16 protein-coding genes are annotated in these 19,647 nt (G+C 72.3%); 8 read left to right on the top strand and 8 right to left on the bottom strand.

Features of this window, described 5'->3' with window-relative positions; translation table 11 throughout:
• Positions 1-499: 499 nt before the first annotated feature.
• Together QA634_RS21770 and QA634_RS21775 are read left to right on the top strand one after the other, a co-directional pair.
• Positions 500-2,308 (top strand): ABC transporter permease, encoded by a 1,809-nt coding sequence (locus tag QA634_RS21770; RefSeq protein ID WP_012334072.1) that lies wholly within the window; start codon positions 500-502, stop codon positions 2,306-2,308.
• A gap of 98 nt (positions 2,309-2,406) precedes the next feature.
• Complete coding sequence (locus tag QA634_RS21775; protein WP_012334073.1) at positions 2,407-3,753, top strand: ABC transporter ATP-binding protein; 1,347 nt, start codon at positions 2,407-2,409, stop codon at positions 3,751-3,753.
• Positions 3,754-3,814: 61 nt separating this feature from the next.
• Here the strand turns inward: QA634_RS21775 and QA634_RS21780 are convergent, their stop codons facing one another.
• Positions 3,815-4,045, bottom strand: coding sequence for a hypothetical protein (locus QA634_RS21780; RefSeq protein ID WP_283026755.1), 231 nt, complete (start codon positions 4,043-4,045; stop codon positions 3,815-3,817).
• Between the two features lie 465 nt (positions 4,046-4,510).
• Entirely contained in the window at positions 4,511-5,221 is a 711-nt protein-coding gene (locus QA634_RS21785) for a metal-dependent hydrolase (protein ID WP_012334075.1), read from the bottom strand.
• A 50-nt stretch (positions 5,222-5,271) separates the two neighbouring features.
• On the opposite strand from QA634_RS21785, the gene ruvX reads away from it, so the two are divergent.
• Positions 5,272-5,778, top strand: a complete 507-nt coding sequence (gene ruvX / locus QA634_RS21790; protein ID WP_012334076.1) for a Holliday junction resolvase RuvX — start codon at positions 5,272-5,274, stop codon at positions 5,776-5,778.
• A gap of 41 nt (positions 5,779-5,819) precedes the next feature.
• On the opposite strand, the gene dprA is transcribed toward ruvX, so the two are convergent.
• From dprA to QA634_RS21810, 4 genes are all read right to left on the bottom strand, one after another.
• Positions 5,820-6,995 carry a DNA-processing protein DprA gene (dprA, locus tag QA634_RS21795; RefSeq protein WP_012334077.1) on the bottom strand — a complete coding sequence of 392 codons (1,176 nt, stop codon included), beginning with the start codon at positions 6,993-6,995 and terminating at the stop codon, positions 5,820-5,822.
• Positions 6,996-7,029: 34 nt separating this feature from the next.
• Complete coding sequence (gene plsY / locus QA634_RS21800) at positions 7,030-7,629, bottom strand: glycerol-3-phosphate 1-O-acyltransferase PlsY (RefSeq protein ID WP_012334078.1); 600 nt, start codon at positions 7,627-7,629, stop codon at positions 7,030-7,032.
• Complete coding sequence (locus tag QA634_RS21805) at positions 7,629-8,921, bottom strand: dihydroorotase (protein ID WP_012334079.1); 1,293 nt, start codon at positions 8,919-8,921, stop codon at positions 7,629-7,631. The genes plsY and QA634_RS21805 overlap by 1 nt, the downstream gene beginning before the upstream one ends.
• A gap of 271 nt (positions 8,922-9,192) precedes the next feature.
• On the bottom strand, positions 9,193-10,143 hold the full coding sequence (locus QA634_RS21810) for an aspartate carbamoyltransferase catalytic subunit (RefSeq protein WP_012334081.1): 951 nt from the start codon (positions 10,141-10,143) through the stop codon (positions 9,193-9,195).
• A gap of 183 nt (positions 10,144-10,326) precedes the next feature.
• On the opposite strand from QA634_RS21810, the gene topA reads away from it, so the two are divergent.
• Positions 10,327-13,068, top strand: a complete 2,742-nt coding sequence (gene topA / locus QA634_RS21815; RefSeq protein WP_012334082.1) for a type I DNA topoisomerase — start codon at positions 10,327-10,329, stop codon at positions 13,066-13,068.
• 7 nt (positions 13,069-13,075) lie between these two features.
• Here topA and QA634_RS21820 read toward each other — a convergent pair whose 3' ends face one another.
• Positions 13,076-13,264 (bottom strand): hypothetical protein, encoded by a 189-nt coding sequence (locus QA634_RS21820; RefSeq protein WP_012334083.1) that lies wholly within the window; start codon positions 13,262-13,264, stop codon positions 13,076-13,078.
• Between the two features lie 255 nt (positions 13,265-13,519).
• Between QA634_RS21820 and parE the strand changes: the two genes are divergently transcribed.
• The 4 genes from parE to QA634_RS21840 all read left to right on the top strand — a co-directional run bounded on the left by parE (position 13,520) and on the right by QA634_RS21840 (position 19,184).
• Complete coding sequence (parE, locus tag QA634_RS21825; protein ID WP_012334084.1) at positions 13,520-15,568, top strand: DNA topoisomerase IV subunit B; 2,049 nt, start codon at positions 13,520-13,522, stop codon at positions 15,566-15,568.
• Between the two features lie 413 nt (positions 15,569-15,981).
• A complete protein-coding gene (locus QA634_RS21830) occupies positions 15,982-17,139 on the top strand; it encodes a zinc-binding dehydrogenase (RefSeq protein ID WP_012334085.1) in 1,158 nt (385 codons plus the stop codon).
• Between the two features lie 73 nt (positions 17,140-17,212).
• A complete protein-coding gene (locus tag QA634_RS21835) occupies positions 17,213-17,617 on the top strand; it encodes a DUF2147 domain-containing protein (RefSeq protein ID WP_012334086.1) in 405 nt (134 codons plus the stop codon).
• A 388-nt stretch (positions 17,618-18,005) separates the two neighbouring features.
• On the top strand, positions 18,006-19,184 hold the full coding sequence (locus QA634_RS21840; RefSeq protein ID WP_283026757.1) for a methyl-accepting chemotaxis protein: 1,179 nt from the start codon (positions 18,006-18,008) through the stop codon (positions 19,182-19,184).
• Positions 19,185-19,191: 7 nt separating this feature from the next.
• Here the strand turns inward: QA634_RS21840 and QA634_RS21845 are convergent, their stop codons facing one another.
• On the bottom strand, positions 19,192-19,614 hold the full coding sequence (locus QA634_RS21845) for a DUF4345 family protein (RefSeq protein WP_012334088.1): 423 nt from the start codon (positions 19,612-19,614) through the stop codon (positions 19,192-19,194).
• Positions 19,615-19,647: the final 33 nt, after the last annotated feature.

Below are 19,647 nucleotides of genomic sequence, written 5' to 3' on the forward strand. Positions count from 1 at the left end.
CAGCTCATTCGTCGAGACGCACAGCAAACGGCAACGATAAACCGGCTCCTCGGACGTCGAGCGACCTGGCGCCGAGGTCGAAAACGGCCGCTTCCGCTGCGGCGATCAAGCATTGCCCAGTTCGTGGTGACTGTTGACAGCGCCGCGATGACGAGTCAGTGGACGGCGTAGCCGGAGCGGCTGGCCCGCCCGGCCGCACTCATCCGCGAACCACCACCGACGATGCCAAGCGACAGTCACAGTCGATCGACCGCGCCGCGTGCGCCGGTTCCCGCTCGCTCGGCCGCCTGATCGAGGCGCTCTTGGCTGGCGTGATCGGCGAAGCGGCCGGTCGACACCAGATGCGCGATGACAGATCCGAACTCGTTCCCCGCCGGTCCCGGCGGAACCGCAGCGGCGCGCCCCGCCGGTCGCGCGCGTCGGCAGCCCTGCGCGGCGCGCCGCTCGGCCCGGCCGGTCCGCCGCCGGCCGCTCTCCCGCTCCCATCCGTGAGGTCGCGATGCTCGATGCGCGTTCGATCGTCGATGCCACGCGCCGCGCGCCCCTCGGCGTCGGCCGCGTCGGCGCCATGCTGATTCCCAACGGCTACGATGTCGCGGCCTTCCTGGTCGTCATCGGCGGCCTGATCGCGACGCTGCACGGCGTGCACGAGATGCGCGCGCCGCTCGCCGCGCTCGACGGCGAGCCGGTGCGCCTCGATCCCTGGCTGCTGCCCGACTACGCCCTGCGCACGACCTTGCGCCTCTTCGCCGCCATGGCGGCCTCCCTCGTCTTCACCGTCCTGGTCGCCCCGCTGGCGGCCAAGAGCCGGAAGGCCGAACTCGTCATCGTTCCGGCCCTCGACATCCTGCAGTCGGTTCCGGTGCTCGGGTTCCTGAGCTTCACGGTCGCCTTCTTCCTCGGGCTGTTCCCGGGCCGGCAGCTCGGGGCGGAATGCGCGGCGATCTTCGCGGTATTCACCGCCCAGGCCTGGAACATGGCCTTCTCGTTCTACCAGTCGCTCAGGAACCTCCCGCGCGACCTTACCGAGGTCACCCGCCACTTCCGGCTCTCGCCCTGGCAGCGCTTCGTCCGCCTCGAGGCACCCTTCGCGGTGCCGGGGCTGGTCTGGAACGCGATGATGTCGATGTCGGGGAGCTGGTTCTTCATCGTCGCGTCCGAGGCGATCTCGGTGGGGGACACCAGGATCACCCTGCCGGGGATCGGGGCGTGGCTCGCCCTCGCCATCGACCGCAAGGACCTCGCCGCCATCGCCTGGGCGGTGGCCGCCATCGCGGCGGTGATCCTGCTCTACGATCAGCTGGTATTCCGGCCGATCGTCGCCTGGGCCGACAAGTTCCGCTTCGAGCAGACCGCCGCGCAGGCGCGGCCGCGCTCCTTCGTCTACGATCTCCTGCGGCGCACCCGCGCCCTGCGCGGAATCGCGGCGCTGGTCGGCGCCGCGGCGGCGCTCCTCGGCAGCGTGATCCGGGCAGCCGCGCCGTTCCGGCGCGCCTCGTCCCTTCTCCCCGCGACGCGCAAGCTTCGCCTGGCCAAGCCTCTTCTGGCCAAGCCTCTTCTGGCGACGCTCGCCGACCGGGCGTGGCTCGTCGCGGTCGTCGCGCTCGCCGCCTCCGCGCTCTGGATCGCGGCGGACTTCGTGAGGGCGACGCTCGGCCTCGGCGACCTCGTCGAGGCCGTCGCACTCGGCGCCCTGACGCTGCTGCGGGTCGTCGTGCTGATCGCCGTCGCCTCGGTCATCTGGGTCCCGATCGGGGTGTGGATCGGCCTGCGCCCGGCCGTCGCCGAGGCGACCCAGCCGCTCGCGCAGTTCCTCGCCGCCTTCCCGGCCAACATCCTGTTCCCCTTCGCGGTGGTCGCCATCGTGGCGACGGGCGCCGATCCGAACATCTGGCTCTCGCCCCTGATGGTGCTCGGGACGCAATGTTACATCCTGTTCAACGTGGTGGCGGGGGCGAGCGCGTTCCCGACCGACCTGCGCGAGGCCGCGACCCTGTACCGGATGCGCTCCTGGCAATGGTGGCGCGACGCGATCCTGCCGGGGATCTTCCCCTACTACGTGACCGGCGCGCTCACCGCCTCCGGCGGGTCGTGGAACGCCAGCATCGTGGCCGAGGTGGCGAGCTGGGGCGACACCAAGCTCAAGGCCGCCGGGCTCGGCGCCTACATCGCCCAGGCGACGGATGCGGGCGACTACCCGCGCGTCGTCCTCGGCGTGGCGGTGATGAGCCTGTTCGTCGTCGTCTTCAACCGCCTCGTCTGGCGCCCCCTCTACGCCTACGGGGAGCGCCGCTTCCGGCTCGCCTGATCGCGGCCGCGGATGTCCCGCGCGGCGCTTGAGCGACGCCGACATCCGCATGGCCACGCAATCCGTCGGATTTCCTATCAATCCGAAAGGTCTCCAGCATGGACGCCCACACCCCGGTTCCCCGCCCGCGCAGCTCCGACGCGCCGCTCGTCTCCGTCGCGGGCGTCCAGCACCATTACCGCAAGGGCAACGCGTCCGACCTTCTGGTTCTCGACGAAGTCAACGTCGACCTGCGGGCGGGCGAGATCGTCTCCCTGCTCGGCCGCTCGGGATCGGGCAAGTCGACCCTGCTGCGCATCATCGCCGGCTTGATGCCGCCGAGCCGGGGACGGGCGCTGATCAACGGCCGGCCGGTGACCGGTCCGGCCCCCGAAGTCGCCATGGTGTTCCAGTCCTTCGCGCTGTTTCCCTGGCTGACCGTGCTGCAGAACGTGGAGGTCGGCCTCGAGGCGCAGGGCGTGGCGCCGGCCGAGCGGCGCAAGCGCGCGCTCGCGGCGATCGACCTCATCGGCCTCGACGGGTTCGAGAGCGCCTATCCGAAGGAATTGTCCGGCGGGATGCGCCAGCGGGTCGGGCTGGCGCGCGCCCTCGTCGTCCATCCCGAGATCCTGCTGATGGACGAGCCCTTCTCGGCCCTCGACGTGCTCACGGCCGAGACCCTGCGCACCGACCTGCTCGACCTCTGGATCGAGGCCCGCATCCCGACCCGCTCGATCCTGCTCGTGACGCACAACATCGAGGAGGCCGTCCTGATGAGCGACCGCATCCTGGTCTTCTCGTCGAATCCCGGCCGGGTGGTGGGGGATATCCGGGTCGACCTCCCGCAGCCGCGCAACCGCCTCGATCCGGCCTTCCGGGCGCTGGTGGACGACATCTACGCCCGCATGACCATGCGCCCGCCCCAGCCGGCCGGGCCGGGCGGGCACGGCAAGCCCGAAGGGTTCCCGGGCACCGGCATCGGCATGGTCCTGCCGCGCGTCTCGACCAACCTGCTGGCGGGCCTGATCGAGGCGGTGGCCGGCGAGCCCTACCGGGGCACGGCCGACCTGCCGGCGCTCGCGAGCACGCTGCAACTCGAAGTCGACGAGCTCTTCCCGATCGCCGAGACCCTGCAACTGCTGCGCTTCGCCGAGCTGGAGGGCGGCGACATCACGCTGACACCGGCGGGGCGCCGCTTCGCGGAGAGCGCCGTCGACGAGCGCAAGCAGCTCTTCGCCCAGCACCTGATCGCGTACGTGCCGCTGGCCGCCCATGTCCGGCGCGTGCTCGACGACCGAGCCTCGCATGCGGCCCCGCGCCGCCGGTTCCAGGACGAGCTGGAGGATCACATGTCGGCCCAGTACGCGCAGCAGACCCTGCAGGCCGTGATCTCCTGGGGGCGCTACGCCGAGGCCTTCGCGTATCACGAGGCGAGCGACACGTTCAGCCTGGAGGATCCCGCGTGATCCGACATCCGAGGGATTGCGTCGCCATCTCCCCTTTCGGCCATGCGGATATCGGCGTCGCTCAGGCGCCGCGCGGGCTTGGCAGACGCTGTCCGGACGTGATCGTCCGGACAGCGGATGAGGCCCCTCGCTCACCGGTGCTCCCGGTCCCCCGGCCCAGGTCCACCGGCGCGAGCTGCGCGATCTTCCGATCGTCGCGGCCGAGATCCTCGACCTCGATCGCGGGCGGGCGGAAATTCTGCCGGGCGCGGGCGGTCCCGGCGAGCAGCACCTCCGCGGCGAGGGCGAGCATGAGCTTGTGCCGGCGCGGCATCGCCCGGCGCCGGGCCGGGGCCAGGACGATGCGGGGCAGGGCCTCGCGGATCGGGTGGGGACGGGCGACCCCCGCGGCCCGGACCGGGATGATCGCCGCGGCCGGGACGCGCTCGCGCGGGGAGGGGATGGCGGGGGCCGGTTGGCGGGCCGGTCCCGGCGCGGCCCGCCCACCGCCTCGATCGCCCCGTGCGGCACCCGCCGGCGCCCCTCGGGGTCCGGGAAGCGGCCCGCCGCCGGCGGGAGGGGCCCGCGCAGCGGCTCGACGCGGCCGTCGAGGTCGATCGCCTGCCAAGCCCCGGGGCCGGCGGCACCGACCAGGAGCGACGTCGCGAGGGAGTAGCGGGACAAGGGCGGCCTCGATGCGCTGAGGATTAATGCCGGGTTAACGCCCCGCGCCCGCCCCCGCCACGGTAACCTTCCGTTAACGTTAAGATCTGCCCGATCAGGCGATGGTGACGGCCGTGCCCTTGTGCGGCACGACGACCTGGACGCCGCTGCCGTCGAGGGCCGCCACGAAGGCGTCGGCCGAGGCCGCGATGATCGGGAAGGAGCCGTAATGGCAGGGGATCACCGCCCGCGGCGCGAAGAACTTGCGCACCGCCAGGGCCGCCGTCTCGGCCCCCATGGTGAAGCGGTCGCCGATCGGGACGATCAGCACGTCCGGCCGGTAGATCTCCTGGATCAGGGCCATGTCGCCGAAGATGTCGGTGTCGCCCATGTGGTAGACCGTCGGCTCGCCCGGCGCCCGCACGACGACGCCGTTCGGCAGGCCGAGCGGCACGGTGACGCCCGCCTCGCTCATCCCGGCCGAGTGGTCGGCGCGCACCAGCGTGACCTTGAATCCGCCCTGGTCGGTGGTGCCGCCGGTGTTCATCGGGTCGAAATTGGTCAGGCCCTTGGAGCCGAGCCACATGCAGAGGTCGTAATTGGTCACAACCTTGGCGCCGGTCTCGGCCGCCACCGCCAGGGTGTCGCCGACATGGTCGCCGTGGCCGTGGGTGATCAGGATGTGGGTCGCGCCCTCGACCGCCCTGGCGCGGGCCGCGTCGCCGCCCTCGAAGGCCGGGTTGCCGGTGAAGAAGGGATCGATCAGGACGTGGCTCTCGCCGAAATCGAGGCGGAAGGCCGAGTGGCCGAACCAGGTGATGCGCATGAGGAGGACTCCCGGATGAACGCCCCCTACTTAAAGCCCAGGCCGCGGCCGTGAACCGGGAGAGTGTCGCGGCCTTCGCGGAATCCTCGCGGGAGGCGGGGAGGCGGCTGCTCGGCCTCGACCTCGGCACGAAGACGATCGGGCTCGCCCTCTCGGATGTGGGCCGGCGCATCGCCTCGCCGCTGGAGACGATCCGGCGGGTGAAGTTCACGCCCGATGCCCGGCGCCTGGCCGCGATCGCGGCCGAGCACGGCGTCGGCGGGCTGGTGGTCGGGCACCCCCTCAACATGGACGGCAGCGAGGGCCCCCGGGCCCAGTCGACCCGGGCCTTCGTGCGCAACCTCGCGCCGATCCTGCCGCTGCCGGTGCTGCTCTTCGACGAGCGGCTGTCGACGGCGGCGGTCACCCGCACCCTCCTGGAGGCCGACGCGTCGCGGGCGCGGCGGGGGAAGCTCGTGGACAAGCTCGCCGCCGCCTATATCCTGCAGGGCTGCCTCGACGTGCTCGCCGGGCTGGAGCCGGAGGAGCCGGACGGGGTGATGATCCCGCCGGAGTGATGCCGCCGGTCACCGAGAGATGACCGCCGGCATCGGGTGCCTCAGCGCAGCGACACGCTCCCGCCCCCGTGCCGGGTGACCAGCCCGTCGAGTTCGAGTTCGAGCAGCAGGCCCTGGACGCTGCGCGCCGACAGGCCGGCCTGCCGGCCCAGCGCGTCGACCGCCACCGGCGAGGGGCCGAGCAGGGCGAGCAGCCGGGCGCGGTCGTCGGGCGGAGGCGGCTCCTCCGCCTCCTCGTACAGGCCCTCGGGCGCGGCCGGCTCGGGGTCCTGGGCGAAGAAATCCGTCTCGTCCCAGTAGAGGGCGGGCTCGGCCGCGCGCTCGCCGTCCTCGGCGCCGCCGGGCGGCCGCCCGCCCGCCACCAGCGGCATCAGCACGGACAGGACGTGGTCCGGGTCGCCGCACAGGGTCGCGCCCTGGCGGATGAGGTCGTTGGTGCCCTCCGCGCGCGGGTCGAGGGGCGAGCCCGGCACCGCGAAGACCTCGCGGCCCTGCTCCAGGGCGAAGCGCGCGGTGATGAGCGAGCCCGAGCGGCGGGCGGCCTCCACCACCACCGTGCCGAGGCACAGCCCCGAGATGATGCGGTTGCGGCGCGGGAAGTCGCGCCCGCGCGGCTCCCAGCCGAGGGGCATCTCGGCCACGATCGCCCCGCCCTGGGCCAGGATGCGGGCGGCGAGCGCCTCGTGCTCGGCCGGGTAGATGCGGTCCTGGCCGCCGGCCAGCACGGCGGCGGTGCCGGTCGCCAGGGACGCCGCGTGGGCGCGGGCGTCGATGCCGCGGGCGAGGCCCGAGACGACGCAGAAGCCCGCCGCCCCGAAGGCCTGCGCGAGGCGCTCGGCGAAGGTCATCCCGGCCGCCGAGGCGTTGCGGGATCCGACCACGGCGATGCAGGGGCGGGCCAGGACCGCGGCCTCGCCGCGAAGGGCGATGAGGGGAGGGGCGTCGTCGGTGGCCCGCAGCGGCGCCGGGTAGGCCTCCTCGCCGAGGGCGACGAAGCGCACGCCGAGCTTCGCGGCGGCGGCGACCTCGCGCTCGGCCTCCGCCCGGCTGGGGATCCGGATCGGCTTCCGGCGCGCGCGGGCGAGGTCCGGCAGCGCCTCCAGGGCGGCGCCCGCCCCGCCGAAGCGGTTCACGAGGCCGCGGAAGGTGCGCGGCCCGATCCCCTCCGCGCGGATCAGGCGCAGCCAGTCGAGGCGCTGAGCGTCCGTGAGTTGCAACGACGGCTCCCCTGCGGCAGGGCAGGGGATCGTCTCAGCCCTTCTGCCCGATCCGCCCCTCCGTGCCCGCCATGAGGCGGCGGATATTGGGGGCGTGCTTCCACCATAGCAGCAGGGCGAGCCCCACGAACAGGAGCGCGACGCGGTTCTGGCCCATCGCCCAGAGCATCAGCGGGGTGGTGGCGCTCGCCGCGAGCGCCGAGGCCGAGGAGTAGCGCAGCAGGAATGCGAGGCCGAGCCAGATCACCGCGAAGCCGAGGACGGCCAGGGGCGCGAGCGCGAGGAGCACGCCGATGAAGGTCGCCACGCCCTTGCCGCCCTTGAAGCCGAGCCAGACCGGGAAGAGGTGGCCGAGGAAGGCGCCGAGCCCCGCCGCCAGGGCGGCGTCCGGCCCGAACAGCCCGGCGGCGACCAGCACCGCGGCGGTGCCCTTGAGGGCGTCTCCCACCAGCGTGGCGGCGGCGAGCCCCTTGCGGCCGGTGCGCAGGACGTTGGTGGCGCCGATATTGCCCGAGCCGATCGCCCGCACGTCGCCGAGCCCGGCGAGGCGGGTGAGGATGAGCCCGAAGGGGATCGCGCCGAACAGGTAGCCGAGCCCGAGGGCGGCGAGGAGCGGCCAGAGCGGGACCCCCATCACGCGGCCGCCGCGTGCCGGTAGGCGACCGCGCCGCCGACCAGGGTGAGCAGGGCGCGCCCCTGCAGCCGCGCCTCGTCGAAGGGCGAGTTCTTGGAGCGCGACTTCAGCTGCCGCTTGTCGAGCCGGTAGGGCTCGTCGGGGTCGAACAGGACGAGGTCGGCCGGGGCGCCCTTGGCCAGGGATCCGCCGTCGCGGCCGAGGACCCGCGCGGGCTCGCGCGCCAGGGCGGCGAGGAGGCGCGGGAGCGCGACGTCGCCCGCGTGGACGAGGCGCAGGGCGGCCGCCAGCAGGGTCTCGATCCCGAGCGCCCCGTCCGCCGCCTCCGCGAAGGGCAGGCGCTTCGTCTCCACGTCCTGCGGGTTGTGGTCGGAGACGATCACGTCGATGACCCCCTCGTTCAGGGCCTCCACCACCGCTCTGCGGTCCTCCTCGGTGCGCAGGGGCGGGGAGAGCTTGCAGAAGGTGCGGTAGTGGCCGATGTCGTTCTCGTTGAGGACGAGGTTGTTGATCGAGACGCCGCAGGTGACCGGCAGGCCCGCCTCCTTGGCCCTGCGCACGATCTCGACCGAATCGGCGCAGGAGATCATGGCCGCGTGATAGCGGGCCCGGGTCAGGCGCACGAGGCGCAGGTCGCGCTCCAGCAGGATCGTCTCGGCCTCGCGCGGAATGCCGTGCAGGCCGAGCCGCGAGGCCATCTCGCCCTCGTTCATCACCCCGTCGCCGACGAGGTCCGGCTCCTCGACGTGCTGCATCAGCAGGGCGCCGAAATCCCGCGCGTAGGTGAGGGCGCGGCGCATCACCTGCGCGTTCGTCACCGCCCGCAGACCGTCCGTGAAGGCGACGGCGCCGGCCTCGCCGAGGAGCCCGAACTCGGTCATCTCGCGCCCGGCGAGGTGCTTGGTGATCGCGGCGGCGGGCAGGACGTTCACGCTCGCGGTGTCGCGGGCGCGGCGCAGCACGAAGTCGACGATGGCGGGCTCGTCGATCACCGGGTTGGTGTCGGGCATGCAGACCAGGGTGGTGACCCCGCCGGCGGCGGCGGCGGCGCTGGCGCTGGCGAGGGTCTCCCGGTGCTCGGCGCCGGGCTCGCCCACGAAGGCGCGCAGGTCGGTGAGGCCGGGGGCGAGGACGTGGCCGCCGCCGTCGATCACCTCCGCGCCCTCCGGCGCGGCCGGGACGGCGCCCCGCTGGACGTCCGCGATGCGGCCGTCGCGGATCAGGACGGCGCCGGGCTCCTCGCGTCCGGCGACCGGATCGAGGAGGCGGGCATTGGTGATGACGAGTGTCATGGGTCGGACAGCTCCGCTGCGGGCGCGCGCACGGCGGCGAGGAGGGCGTCGAGAGCGAGCCGGATGCTCCCGAGAGCCAGATCGGTGGGGACGGGGAGCGCGGTGGGGCCTCGGTGTCTCGGCCGGGATTCCCGCTCGGCACGCCGCACGGCGACCTCCATCCATCCGCGCAAGGGCACCCCCTCTCCCGGCTCACCGGGTTCGCCGCCCTTCCCCTCCGGCGCGGGAGGGGCGGGGCCGCCGATACCGAAGGTTCACCCCTCAACCCCTGTCAAGCGTTCGGCAGATGCGTCGCCAGCGCCTCCAGCACCGCCATCCGCACCGCCACGCCCATCTCCACCTGTTCGCGGATCAGCGACTGCGCCCCGTCCGCCACGTCGGAGGCGATCTCGACCCCCCGGTTCATCGGGCCGGGATGCATCACCAGCGCGTCGGGCGCGGCGAGGCTCAGCTTCTCGCCGTCGAGGCCGAAATAGCGGAAATACTCCTTCACCGAGGGCACGAAGGAGCCGTTCATGCGCTCGCGCTGCAGGCGCAGCATCATCACGATGTCGGCGCCCGCGAGGCCCCGGCGCATGTCGGTGAAGACCTCGACGCCCATCCGGGCGATGCCGGGCGGCAGCAGCGTCGAGGGGCCGATCACCCGCACCCGGGCGCCCAGGGCCTGCAGCAGGATGATGTTCGAGCGCGCGACCCGCGAGTGCAGGACGTCGCCGCAGATCGCCACCCGCAGCCCCTCGATCCGGCCCTTGTTGCGCCGGATGGTCAGCGCGTCGAGGAGCGCCTGGGTCGGGTGCTCGTGGGCGCCGTCGCCGGCATTGACCACCGCGCAATCGACCTTGCGGGCGAGGAGGTGCACCGCGCCGGCCTGATGGTGGCGCACCACGATGATGTCCGGCCGCATCGCGTTCAGGGTCGCGGCGGTGTCGATCAGCGTCTCGCCCTTCTTCACCGAGGAGGAGGCGACCGACATGTTCATCACGTCCGCCCCGAGCCGCTTGCCGGCGAGCTCGAAGGAGGATTGCGTGCGCGTCGAGGGCTCGAAGAACAGGTTGATCTGGGTGCGCCCGCGCAGGGTCGCGCGCTTCTTCTCGACCTGCCGGCTGATCTCGACCGCCTCATCGGCCCGATCGAGCAGCGCGACGATGTCGAGCGGGCTCAGCCCCTCGATGCCGAGCAGGTGACGGTGCGGGAATCCCGGGCGGGTCGGCGGCGTGCTCATGCTGGCCCTGGCCTATAGGAGCAGGGCGGAAGCGCCGCAAGCAGGGCAGGCCCGTCCTTCCGGGCATTTGACAATGGCCGCACCTTCACCCACTTCTCGGGCCCGAGGCGCCTCCCCCGAGCGCCGGCGTCCGCCACATCGAGAAAGACCGCAGCGGTCTGCTTGGGAAGAGGCAAGCCGTTCATGAAAGTCGTCGTCGTCGAGTCGCCCGCGAAGGCCAAGACGATCAACAAGTATCTCGGCCACGACTACGAGGTCCTGGCCTCGTTCGGGCACGTGCGCGACCTGCCGGCGAAGGACGGCTCGGTCGATCCCGAGCAGGACTTCAAGATGCTCTGGGAGCTGGAGGAGCGCGGCGCCAAGCGGGTCTCCGAGATCGCCCGGGCGGTCAAGGGCGCCGACACGCTGATCCTCGCCACCGACCCGGACCGCGAGGGCGAGGCGATCTCCTGGCACGTGCTGGAGGCGCTGCAGGCCAAGCGGGTGCTGAAGGACGTGGCGGTCGAGCGCGTCACCTTCAACGCCATCACCAAGGACGCGGTGCAGACCGCGATGGCCAACCCGCGCCAGATCGACCAGGCGCTGGTGGACGCCTACCTGGCCCGGCGGGCCCTCGACTACCTCGTCGGCTTCAACCTCTCGCCGGTCCTGTGGCGCAAGCTGCCCGGCGCACGCTCGGCCGGCCGGGTGCAGTCGGTGGCGTTGCGGCTCGTCTGCGACCGCGAGGCGGAGATCGAGGCGTTCAAGCCGCGGGAATACTGGTCGCTGGTGGCGACGCTGGCGACCGCCAAGGGCGCCACGTTCGAGGCCCGGCTCGTCGGGGCCGACGGCAAGCGCATCCAGCGCCTCGACGTCGGCACCGCCGAGGAGGCGGAGGCGTTCCGGCGCGACCTCGAACTCGCCACCTTCGCGGTCGCGAGCGTCGAGTCGAAGCCCGCCAAGCGGCACCCGCAGCCGCCCTTCACCACCTCGACCCTGCAGCAGGAAGCCTCCCGCAAGCTCGGCCTCGCCCCGGCCCAGACCATGCGCATCGCGCAGCGGCTCTACGAGGGCGTCGAGATCGGCGGCGAGACGGTCGGCCTCATCACCTACATGCGGACCGACGGCGTCGACATGGCGCCCGAGGCGATCCGCGACGCGCGCCGCGTCATCGGCGCCGAGTTCGGCGACGCCTACCTGCCGGGGGCCCCGCGCAGCTACAGCGTGAAGGCCAAGAACGCGCAGGAGGCCCACGAGGCCGTGCGCCCGACCGATCTCGGCCGGCTGCCCAAGGAGGTCGCCCGCTTCCTCGAACCCGAGCAGGCCAAGCTCTACGAGCTGATCTGGATCCGCACCATCGCGAGCCAGATGGAATCGGCGGAGCTCGAACGCACCGTCGTCGAGATCGCCGCCCAGGTCGGGCCGCGCCGCCTCGACCTGCGGGCGACCGGGCAGGTGGTGCGGTTCGACGGCTTCCTCACCCTCTACCAGGAGGGCAAGGACGACGAGGAGGACGAGGAATCCCGCCGCCTGCCGCCGATGCAGGCGGGCGATCCGCTGCGGCGCGAGCGCGTCGCCGCGACCCAGCACTTCACCGAGCCGCCGCCGCGCTACTCCGAGGCGAGCCTCGTCAAGCGGATGGAGGAGCTCGGCATCGGCCGTCCCTCCACCTACGCGGCCGTGCTGCAGGTGCTGCGCGACCGGGAATACGTCCGCCTCGACAAGAAGCGCCTCGTGCCGGAGGACAAGGGCCGCCTCGTCACCGGCTTCCTGGAGAGCTTCTTCCAGCGCTACGTCGAGTACGACTTCACCGCCGACCTGGAGGAGCAGCTCGACCGGATCTCGAACGCCGAGATCGACTGGCGCGAGGTGCTGCGCGACTTCTGGCGCGACTTCTCCGCGGCGCTGGCCGGGACCAAGGAGCTGCGCACCGCCGAGGTGCTGGAGGCGCTCAACCAACTGCTCGGCCCGCACATCTTCCCGCCGCGGGCGGACGGCGCGAATCCCCGCGCCTGCCCGAACTGCGCGGGCGGCACGCTCTCGCTCAAGCTCGGCAAGTTCGGTGCCTTCGTGGGCTGCTCGAACTACCCGGAATGCAAGTACACGCGGCAGCTCTCGGCCGCCGGCCTCGACGGGGACGGGGAGGGAAGCGCCGGCGAGGGCGGCCAGCCCGGCGTGCGGGTGCTCGGCGAGGATCCGGCGACGGGCCTGCCGGTGACGCTGCGCGACGGCCGCTTCGGTCCCTTCGTGCAACTCGGCGAGGCCTCGGCCGAGAAGGGGGCCGAGAAGCCCAAGCGCTCGTCCCTGCCACGGGGCCTGACGCCCGCGGACGTGACCCTGGAGACCGCCCTCAAGCTCCTCGCCCTGCCGCGGGAAGTGGCCCGGCACCCCGAGAGCGGCGAGCCGATCCTGGTCAATCTCGGCCGCTTCGGCCCCTACGTCCAGCACGGCAAGACCTACGCCAATCTCGGCAAGGACGACGACCTGCTGGAGATCGGCGCGAACCGGGCGATCGACCTCATCGTCGCCAAGGAGCAGGGTGGGGGACGGCCGGCGGCCGATCCGGGCCGGGTTCTCGGCAACGACCCGGAGGGGCGCGCCGTCACGGTCAAGGCCGGCCGCTACGGCCCCTACGTCACGGATGGCGAGGTCAACGCGACCCTGCCGAAGGGGGCCGACAAGGAGGCTCTCACCCTCGAGGAGGCGCTGCGCCTGATCGTGGCCCGCCGCGAGGCGGGCGGCGGCACCAAGAAGAAGACGTCCGGCCGGGCCCGCGCGGCGCGCAAGACGGAGGCGAAGCCGGCCGCCAAGGCCAAGGCGGAGAAGGCCGCGAAGCCGGCCGCCGCGGGCAAGAGCGCGTCGGCGGGCAAGAGCGCGTCGGCGGCCAAGAGCGCAACGGCGCCCGAGAAGGCGCCCGCGCGCAAGAAGGCGGCGGCCGCCGAGTAGCGCGCGCTCAGAGCGCCCAGGCGAGGGTGGCGGCGAAGACCACCGCGAAGGCCGCTCCCGTCGCCGTGGCGGCGAAGCGGTGCGCGGAGGCGTGGGTCGCCACGGCGGCCTCGTCGAGGTAGCCGAAGGCCTGTCCGGCCGCGCGCTCGGCGCGCGCGAGGGCGATGTGGTGCGCGTGGCGGGTGGCGGCCGTCATCGGGGGCGACTCCTCGACAGAACGGGGACAGCGTAGCCGTAACGCGTTGACGCCTTCTTTGTTCCAGCCCGGGAGGGACGGGTGAAGCAATCTTAACGTAACCTGTTTACCATCTGGGGCCGGCTGGGGGCGCCGCGCGCTCCCGCCCCACCCCGGATCCGCCTTTGGACCCTTTCTGTTTCCGGTTTGTTCCGGTATAGGGAGAGGATGAGTGCGAATGCTGCCAGAGCCGTCCCCCCGTCGCGAGGCCGCCGCGTGAGCGATCCTGCGCGCGATCTGTTCGCTCCGGGCGCCAAGCCGGCGCCCGGCGACCCCGAATCCGGCGCGAAGCGCCCGCGCCCCGTGGCGGTGCCATCCCCCGCCGCGGAGGCCGGCTACGACGCCTCGGCGATCGAGGTGCTGGAGGGGCTGGAGCCGGTGCGGCGCCGGCCGGGCATGTATATCGGCGGCACCGACGAGAAGGCGCTCCACCACCTCTTCGCCGAGGTGATCGACAACTCGATGGACGAGGCGGTGGCCGGGCACGCCACCTTCATCGAGGTGGAGCTGGAGGAGGGCGGCATCCTCAGCGTCACCGACAACGGTCGCGGGATCCCGGTCGATCCGCACCCGAAATTCCCGGGCAGGTCGGCCCTCGAAGTGATCATGACCACCCTGCACGCGGGCGGCAAGTTCGATTCCAAGGTCTACGAGACCTCGGGCGGCCTGCACGGCGTCGGCGTCTCGGTGGTGAACGCGCTCTCCGACCGGCTGGAGGTCGAGGTCGCCCGCAACCAGACCCTCTACCGCCAGCACTTCTCGCGCGGGGTCCCGCAGGGCGGGCTGGAGCAGGTCGGCCGGGTGCAGAACCGGCGCGGCACGAAGGTGCGCTTCCATCCCGACCCGCAGATCTTCGGGGCGCTCGCCTTCGACCCGCGCCGCCTGTTCAAGATGGCGCGCTCGAAGGCCTACCTGTTCGGCGGGGTCGAGATCCGCTGGCGCTGCGCGCCCGCCCTGGTGGAGGGCATTGAGGGCGTTCCGGCCGAGGCGGTGCACCGTTTCCCGGCGGGCCTGCGCGACTACCTCGCCCAGGAGATCGACGGCAAGGAACTCGTCACCGACGCGCTGTTCACCGGCAAGGTCACGAGGCCGGGCAGCCACGGCTCCCTCGAATGGGCGGTGGCGTGGCTCACCCACGACGACGGGTTCTCCTCCTCCTACTGCAACACGGTGCCGACGCCGGAGGGCGGCACGCACGAGAGCGGGCTGCGCATCGCGCTGCTGCGGGCCCTGCGCGACCACGCCGAGCGGGTCGGGCAGGTCAAGCGCGTGCAGGCGGTGACGACCGACGACGTGATGGCGACCTGCGCGTCGATGCTGTCGGTGTTCATCCGCGAGCCCGAGTTCCAGGGCCAGACCAAGGACAAGCTCGCGACGCTCGAAGCCTCGCGCATCGTCGAGGCGGCGGTGCGCGACGCGTTCGACCACTGGCTCGCGGCGTCGCCGACGCAGGCCAACAAGCTCCTCGACTGGGTGATCGACCGCGCCGAGGAGCGGCTGCGCCGCCGCCAGGAGAAGGAGGTCGCCCGCAAGACCGCGACCCGCAAGCTGCGCCTGCCGGGCAAGCTCGCCGATTGCTCGAAGGCCGGGGCGGCCGGCTCGGAGATCTTCATCGTCGAGGGTGACTCGGCCGGCGGCTCGGCCAAGCAGGCCCGCGACCGCGCCAGCCAGGCGGTGCTGCCCCTGCGCGGCAAGATCCTCAACGTCGCCTCGGCGAGCCGCGACAAGCTCGGGGCGAACCAGCTCCTCTCCGACCTGACCCAGGCGCTCGGCTGCGGCACCGGCTCGCATTACCGCGACGACGACCTTCGCTACGAGAAGGTCATCATCATGACGGACGCCGACGTCGACGGCGCCCACATCGCCTCGCTGCTGATCACCTTCTTCTACCGGCAGATGCCGAAGCTGATCGAGAAGGGGCACCTCTACCTCGCGGTGCCGCCGCTCTACCGGCTGAGCCAGGGCGCGAAGACCGCCTACGCGCGCGACGACCGCCACAAGGAGCAGTTGATCAAGACCGTGTTCAAGAACGGCAAGGTCGAGATCGGGCGCTTCAAGGGCCTGGGCGAGATGATGCCGGGGCAGCTCAAGGAGACCACCATGGACCCGTCGAAGCGCACGCTGCTGCGGGTCGAGGTGCTGGACGAGGCGCGGGAGGCGACGGGCGACGCGGTCGAGCGCCTGATGGGCAACAAGCCCGAGGCCCGCTTCGCCTTCATCTCCGAGCGGGCGGTCTTCGCGGACGAGGCGGAACTCGACATCTGATCGGGGGCCCCGCGACGGCTGCGGGGCGTCCCGGCGCGGCCGCGGGCCCGGGCGAACGGCCCTGTCGTGGGCCGGGCCGGCAGGACGGAAGCGGCGGAGATGGGGCCTCGGTGTCGGTGAGCCGCGCGCCTTGCCGTGGGCTCGCGCCCCGGGCGCCGCTTCCACCCGTCATCCGCGTGTCGCCGCTACGCGCCGGACCGGACGAGTTCCGGGGCGATCCTCGCGGCACGTCTCATCGGCGGCGGCATGCCTCCCTCCGATCGTGCCTCCGGCCACCGCGTCGGGCGTCGGAGCAGGGGCAGCGTGATCCCGCGGCGACGGCAGGTCAAGGGAGATTCGCCGCGCCATCGGCTGCTACACTCCCGGGCGCGGACGGCTCGACCCGCCCGCCGCCAGACGAGGAGGAGACGCCGATGACAGGTTCCGAGATCCGGGTCGCGACCTTCGCGGGGCCTGGCGCCGCGCCGGAGATCCGCACCGTGCCCTGGCCCGCCGTGCCCCGGAAGGCCGCCCTCATCAAGATCGGCGCCTGCGGCGTCTGCGGCACCGACCAGCACATCCTGAAGGGCCACTGGCCCAAGCCCCTGCCCTGGCCCTTCACCCTCGGCCACGAGATCGGCGGCGTCATCGTCGAGAAGGGCGAGGACTTCACCGCCGATTTCATGGAGAAGCCGCTGCAGGTCGGCTCCAAGGTGATGATCCCGCCGCTGATGCCCTGCGGCCACTGCTACTACTGCGTCCACTATCCGGAGCAGGCCAACAAGTGCCTGACGCCGGTCTATTACGGGCGCTACCTGGGCTTCGACAAGGCGCCGCACCTGTGGGGCGGCTTCGCCGAGTACGTCTACGTCGACCTCGACATGCTGCCCGGGACCAAGGTCTACAAGCTGCCGGACGACATGAACCTGCGGCTCGGGGCGCTCGCCGAGCCGCTGACCTCCTGCATCCGGGCCTTCAACCGGGCCGTCCGGGCGGGCGGCTTCAAGTGGGGCGACACGGTCGTGATTCAGGGATCGGGTCCGATCGGCATCCTGGCGGTGGCCGCCGCCCAGGAGATGGGGGCGGGCCGGGTGATCTGCGTGGGCGCGCCCGAGGAGCCGCGCCTCGCCCTCGCCCGCCGCTTCGGGGCCGAGGCGACGGTGGACATCACGGAGATCCGCACGCCGCAGGAGCGCATCGCGCGCGTGCGCGAGATCGTCGGCGGGTTCGGGGCGGACCTCGTGATGGATTGCTCGGGCCATCCCTCGGCCGGGCCGGAGGGCATCGAGTTCCTGCGCGACGGCGGCACCTACGTGGAGATGGGCCAGTTCACGGATGCGGGCGCGATCGAGACCTCGTGGCACCGGATCTGCGCCAAGGACCTGACCGTGCTGGGCTCCTGGGCCTTCACGGGCAACGACTTGCCCCTCGGCGTGGACATGCTCTATCGGGCGCGGGCGAAGTACCCGTGGCTGGAGATGCAGACGCTCTACCCCTTCACCCGGGAGGGCGTGAGCGCCGCCGTCGCCGACGCCATGGCGATGCGGACCGTCAAGTCCACGATCGTGCCCTTCCCCGATCTCGTGGCCTGACGGGCCGGACGGCGCACGGGCCGAACGGGCGCCGCCGACCGGCGGCTCCGACCGTACTCATGAGGAGCACCCCTTGTATCGTGGACTGATCGCCCTTCTGGCCCTGACGATGCCGGCGCTGGCGCAGCCGAGACTCGACCCGTCCGGGACCTGGCTGACGGCGGGCGGCGACGCCCATATCCGGATCACGCGCTGCGGCCAGGGCTATTGCAGCACCGTCGCCAAGGTGCTGACCGGCGAGGCGAAGGACGTGCACAACCCCGATCCGGCCCTGCGCGCGCGCAGCATGGTCGGCGTCGCCCTGTCGACCGACATGCGCCCGACCGGCGAGGGCTGGGAGGGCTCGCTCTACAATTTCCGCGACGGGAAGACCTATACCGGCAAGCTCGCCGTGAAGGGCCCGAACGCGCTCGAACTCGCCGGCTGCGTGCTCGGCGGGCTGATCTGCAAGCGCCAGATCTGGTCGCGGGTCAATTGACGCGGAACCCGCGCGGGGCCTTCCCGTCCCGCGCGGCCGCCGCTCCGCAGCGGCGGACGGGCCGCAGCCGGCAGCATCATTCGGCATGACTTGCGAAAGAAACCATCCGCAATTGGCCGCACCATCGCTGCATGTTCGGGACCGAATTTGAGGCGACGTGCCACAACAGGATCCCGAAGATCGTTCGCGATGATGTGAATATGTCATTGTGCCCCTGGGTCAAGCATTCGTTAAGATTTGCAGATTAGACGAAGGCATCGTCCTTCCGGCTGTCGATTCGAGCACGACCATGTTCAAGCGTCGTTCCGCAAACGATGAGCTTATCGCGATCTTGGGGCGCTACGCCGGGGTCGGGCTGTGGGATGCGGTACTGCACGAGGGCGATCCGATGCACCCGAAATCGCGCTGGACCTGGTCCGAGCAGTTCCGGCGCCTGCTCGGCTACGCGTCGCGGGAGGAATTCCCGGACATGGTGACGTCCTGGTCCGAGCGCCTGCATCTGGAGGATGCCGCGCGCACCTTCGCGGTGTTCAAGGCCGCCCTGGCGAATGTCCGGGACAAGGGCAACTACGACGTGACCTATCGCCTGAGGATGCGCGACGGCTCCTATCGCTGGTTCCGCGCCACGGGCGGCGTCGCGCACGGGCTGGACGGGACGCCGCTGCGCGCCTGCGGGTCGCTCGTGGACATCCACGCAGGCGTCGTGGCGGAGGGCGAGCGGGGCCGCCGGGTCGAGGCGCTGCTCGGGGAGTTCGACCGCGACGCCGTCGCCATGCTGGAGGCCTTCGCGCGCTCCGCCTCGGGGATGGAGGAGACCGCGCACGCGATGACCTCCATCGCCGACCGCGTCCGCACCGGGTCGGGCCACGTCGCGACCGCCTCCGGCGAGACCTCGGCCGGCGTCGAGAGGGTCGCCGAGGCGACCGAGGAGATCGCCGCGACGATCCGCCAACTCTCCGAGCGGGCGGCGCACGCCTCGGATCTCTCGACCTCTGTGGCCGAGAAGGCGGCCCGGACGGACGGCATGGTCCAGGACCTGTCCCGCGCCGCCGACCGGATCGGGGCCGTGGTCGGCATGATCGCGGCGCTCGCCCACCAGACCAACCTGCTGGCGCTCAACGCCGCGATCGAGGCGGCCCGCGCCGGGAGCGCGGGGCGCGGCTTCGCGGTCGTCGCGGCCGAGGTCAAGGAACTCGCCGGCGAGACCGCCAAGGCCACCGACCAGATCGCCGCCCAGATCGCGGAAATTCGCGAGGCGACGGGCACGACCGTCCGGGCGATCGGCGAGATCGGGCGGTCCATCACCGAACTGCGCGACACCAATCTCGACATGGTGCGGGCCATGCGTCAGCAGGGTGCCGTCACCTCCGACGTCGCGCAGACCCTCGCCCGGACCGCCTCGGGCTCCCGGCTGGTCTCGGAGAACATCGTCGCGGTGCGGGAGGTCGCCGAGGAGGCCGGCCGCACGGCGGACGCGGTCCTCGGCTCGGCCCGCGGGCTGGCGCGGTACTCGGGCGAACTCGGCGACCGGCTCCGCGGCTTCCTGACGGCGGTCCGTGCGGCCTGACCCTGCGTCAGAGCTCTCCCGGTCCGGCGGCGCGGCCGGACCGGGCGGCCATCCGGGCGACCCGCGCCTGCCACAGGCAGAGGAGCGGGGTGACGAGGAGCTCCATCCCGAGGGCCGCCAGCATCACGAGCGAGGGCACCCCGGTCAGCCACAGGCCGAGGAGGCGCCCCAGCCCCCCGAGCACCACCACCAGGGTCAGGAACCGGAACAGCCGCGTCCTCTGCTCGATCTCCGGAACGGTCGACCAGAACAGCAGCCCGATGCCGAGGAGGAGGCCCGAGAGGTAGCGGAAATGGCTGTCGACCGACACGGCGACGCGCTCGCCGCCGATGCCGCCGGCGCCGAACACCACGCCGTAGAGGCCCCCCGCCACCGGGACCAGGGCGGCCAGCGCCACCACCCGCTGGAGCAGGCGCCGTTCCTTGTCCATGGCCTTGCCCCTCCCGCGCGTGCGACACACGCC

It is taken from the genome of Methylobacterium sp. CB376, assembly GCF_029714205.1.
In the GTDB taxonomy this organism is placed as follows: Bacteria; Pseudomonadota; Alphaproteobacteria; order Rhizobiales; family Beijerinckiaceae; genus Methylobacterium.

Coding starts and splice junctions, on each gene's coding strand:
- QA634_RS21770 (WP_012334072.1), top strand. CDS start 500: ATGCTCGATGCGCGTTCGATCGTCGATGCCACGCGCCGCGCGCCCCTC.
- QA634_RS21775 (WP_012334073.1), top strand. CDS start 2,407: ATGGACGCCCACACCCCGGTTCCCCGCCCGCGCAGCTCCGACGCGCCG.
- QA634_RS21780 (WP_283026755.1), bottom strand. CDS start 4,045: ATGCTCGCCCTCGCCGCGGAGGTGCTGCTCGCCGGGACCGCCCGCGCC.
- QA634_RS21785 (WP_012334075.1), bottom strand. CDS start 5,221: ATGCGCATCACCTGGTTCGGCCACTCGGCCTTCCGCCTCGATTTCGGC.
- plsY (WP_012334078.1), bottom strand. CDS start 7,629: ATGGGGGTCCCGCTCTGGCCGCTCCTCGCCGCCCTCGGGCTCGGCTAC.
- QA634_RS21805 (WP_012334079.1), bottom strand. CDS start 8,921: ATGACACTCGTCATCACCAATGCCCGCCTCCTCGATCCGGTCGCCGGA.
- QA634_RS21810 (WP_012334081.1), bottom strand. CDS start 10,143: ATGAGCACGCCGCCGACCCGCCCGGGATTCCCGCACCGTCACCTGCTC.
- topA (WP_012334082.1), top strand. CDS start 10,327: ATGAAAGTCGTCGTCGTCGAGTCGCCCGCGAAGGCCAAGACGATCAAC.
- QA634_RS21820 (WP_012334083.1), bottom strand. CDS start 13,264: ATGACGGCCGCCACCCGCCACGCGCACCACATCGCCCTCGCGCGCGCC.
- QA634_RS21830 (WP_012334085.1), top strand. CDS start 15,982: ATGACAGGTTCCGAGATCCGGGTCGCGACCTTCGCGGGGCCTGGCGCC.
- QA634_RS21840 (WP_283026757.1), top strand. CDS start 18,006: ATGCACCCGAAATCGCGCTGGACCTGGTCCGAGCAGTTCCGGCGCCTG.
- QA634_RS21845 (WP_012334088.1), bottom strand. CDS start 19,614: ATGGACAAGGAACGGCGCCTGCTCCAGCGGGTGGTGGCGCTGGCCGCC.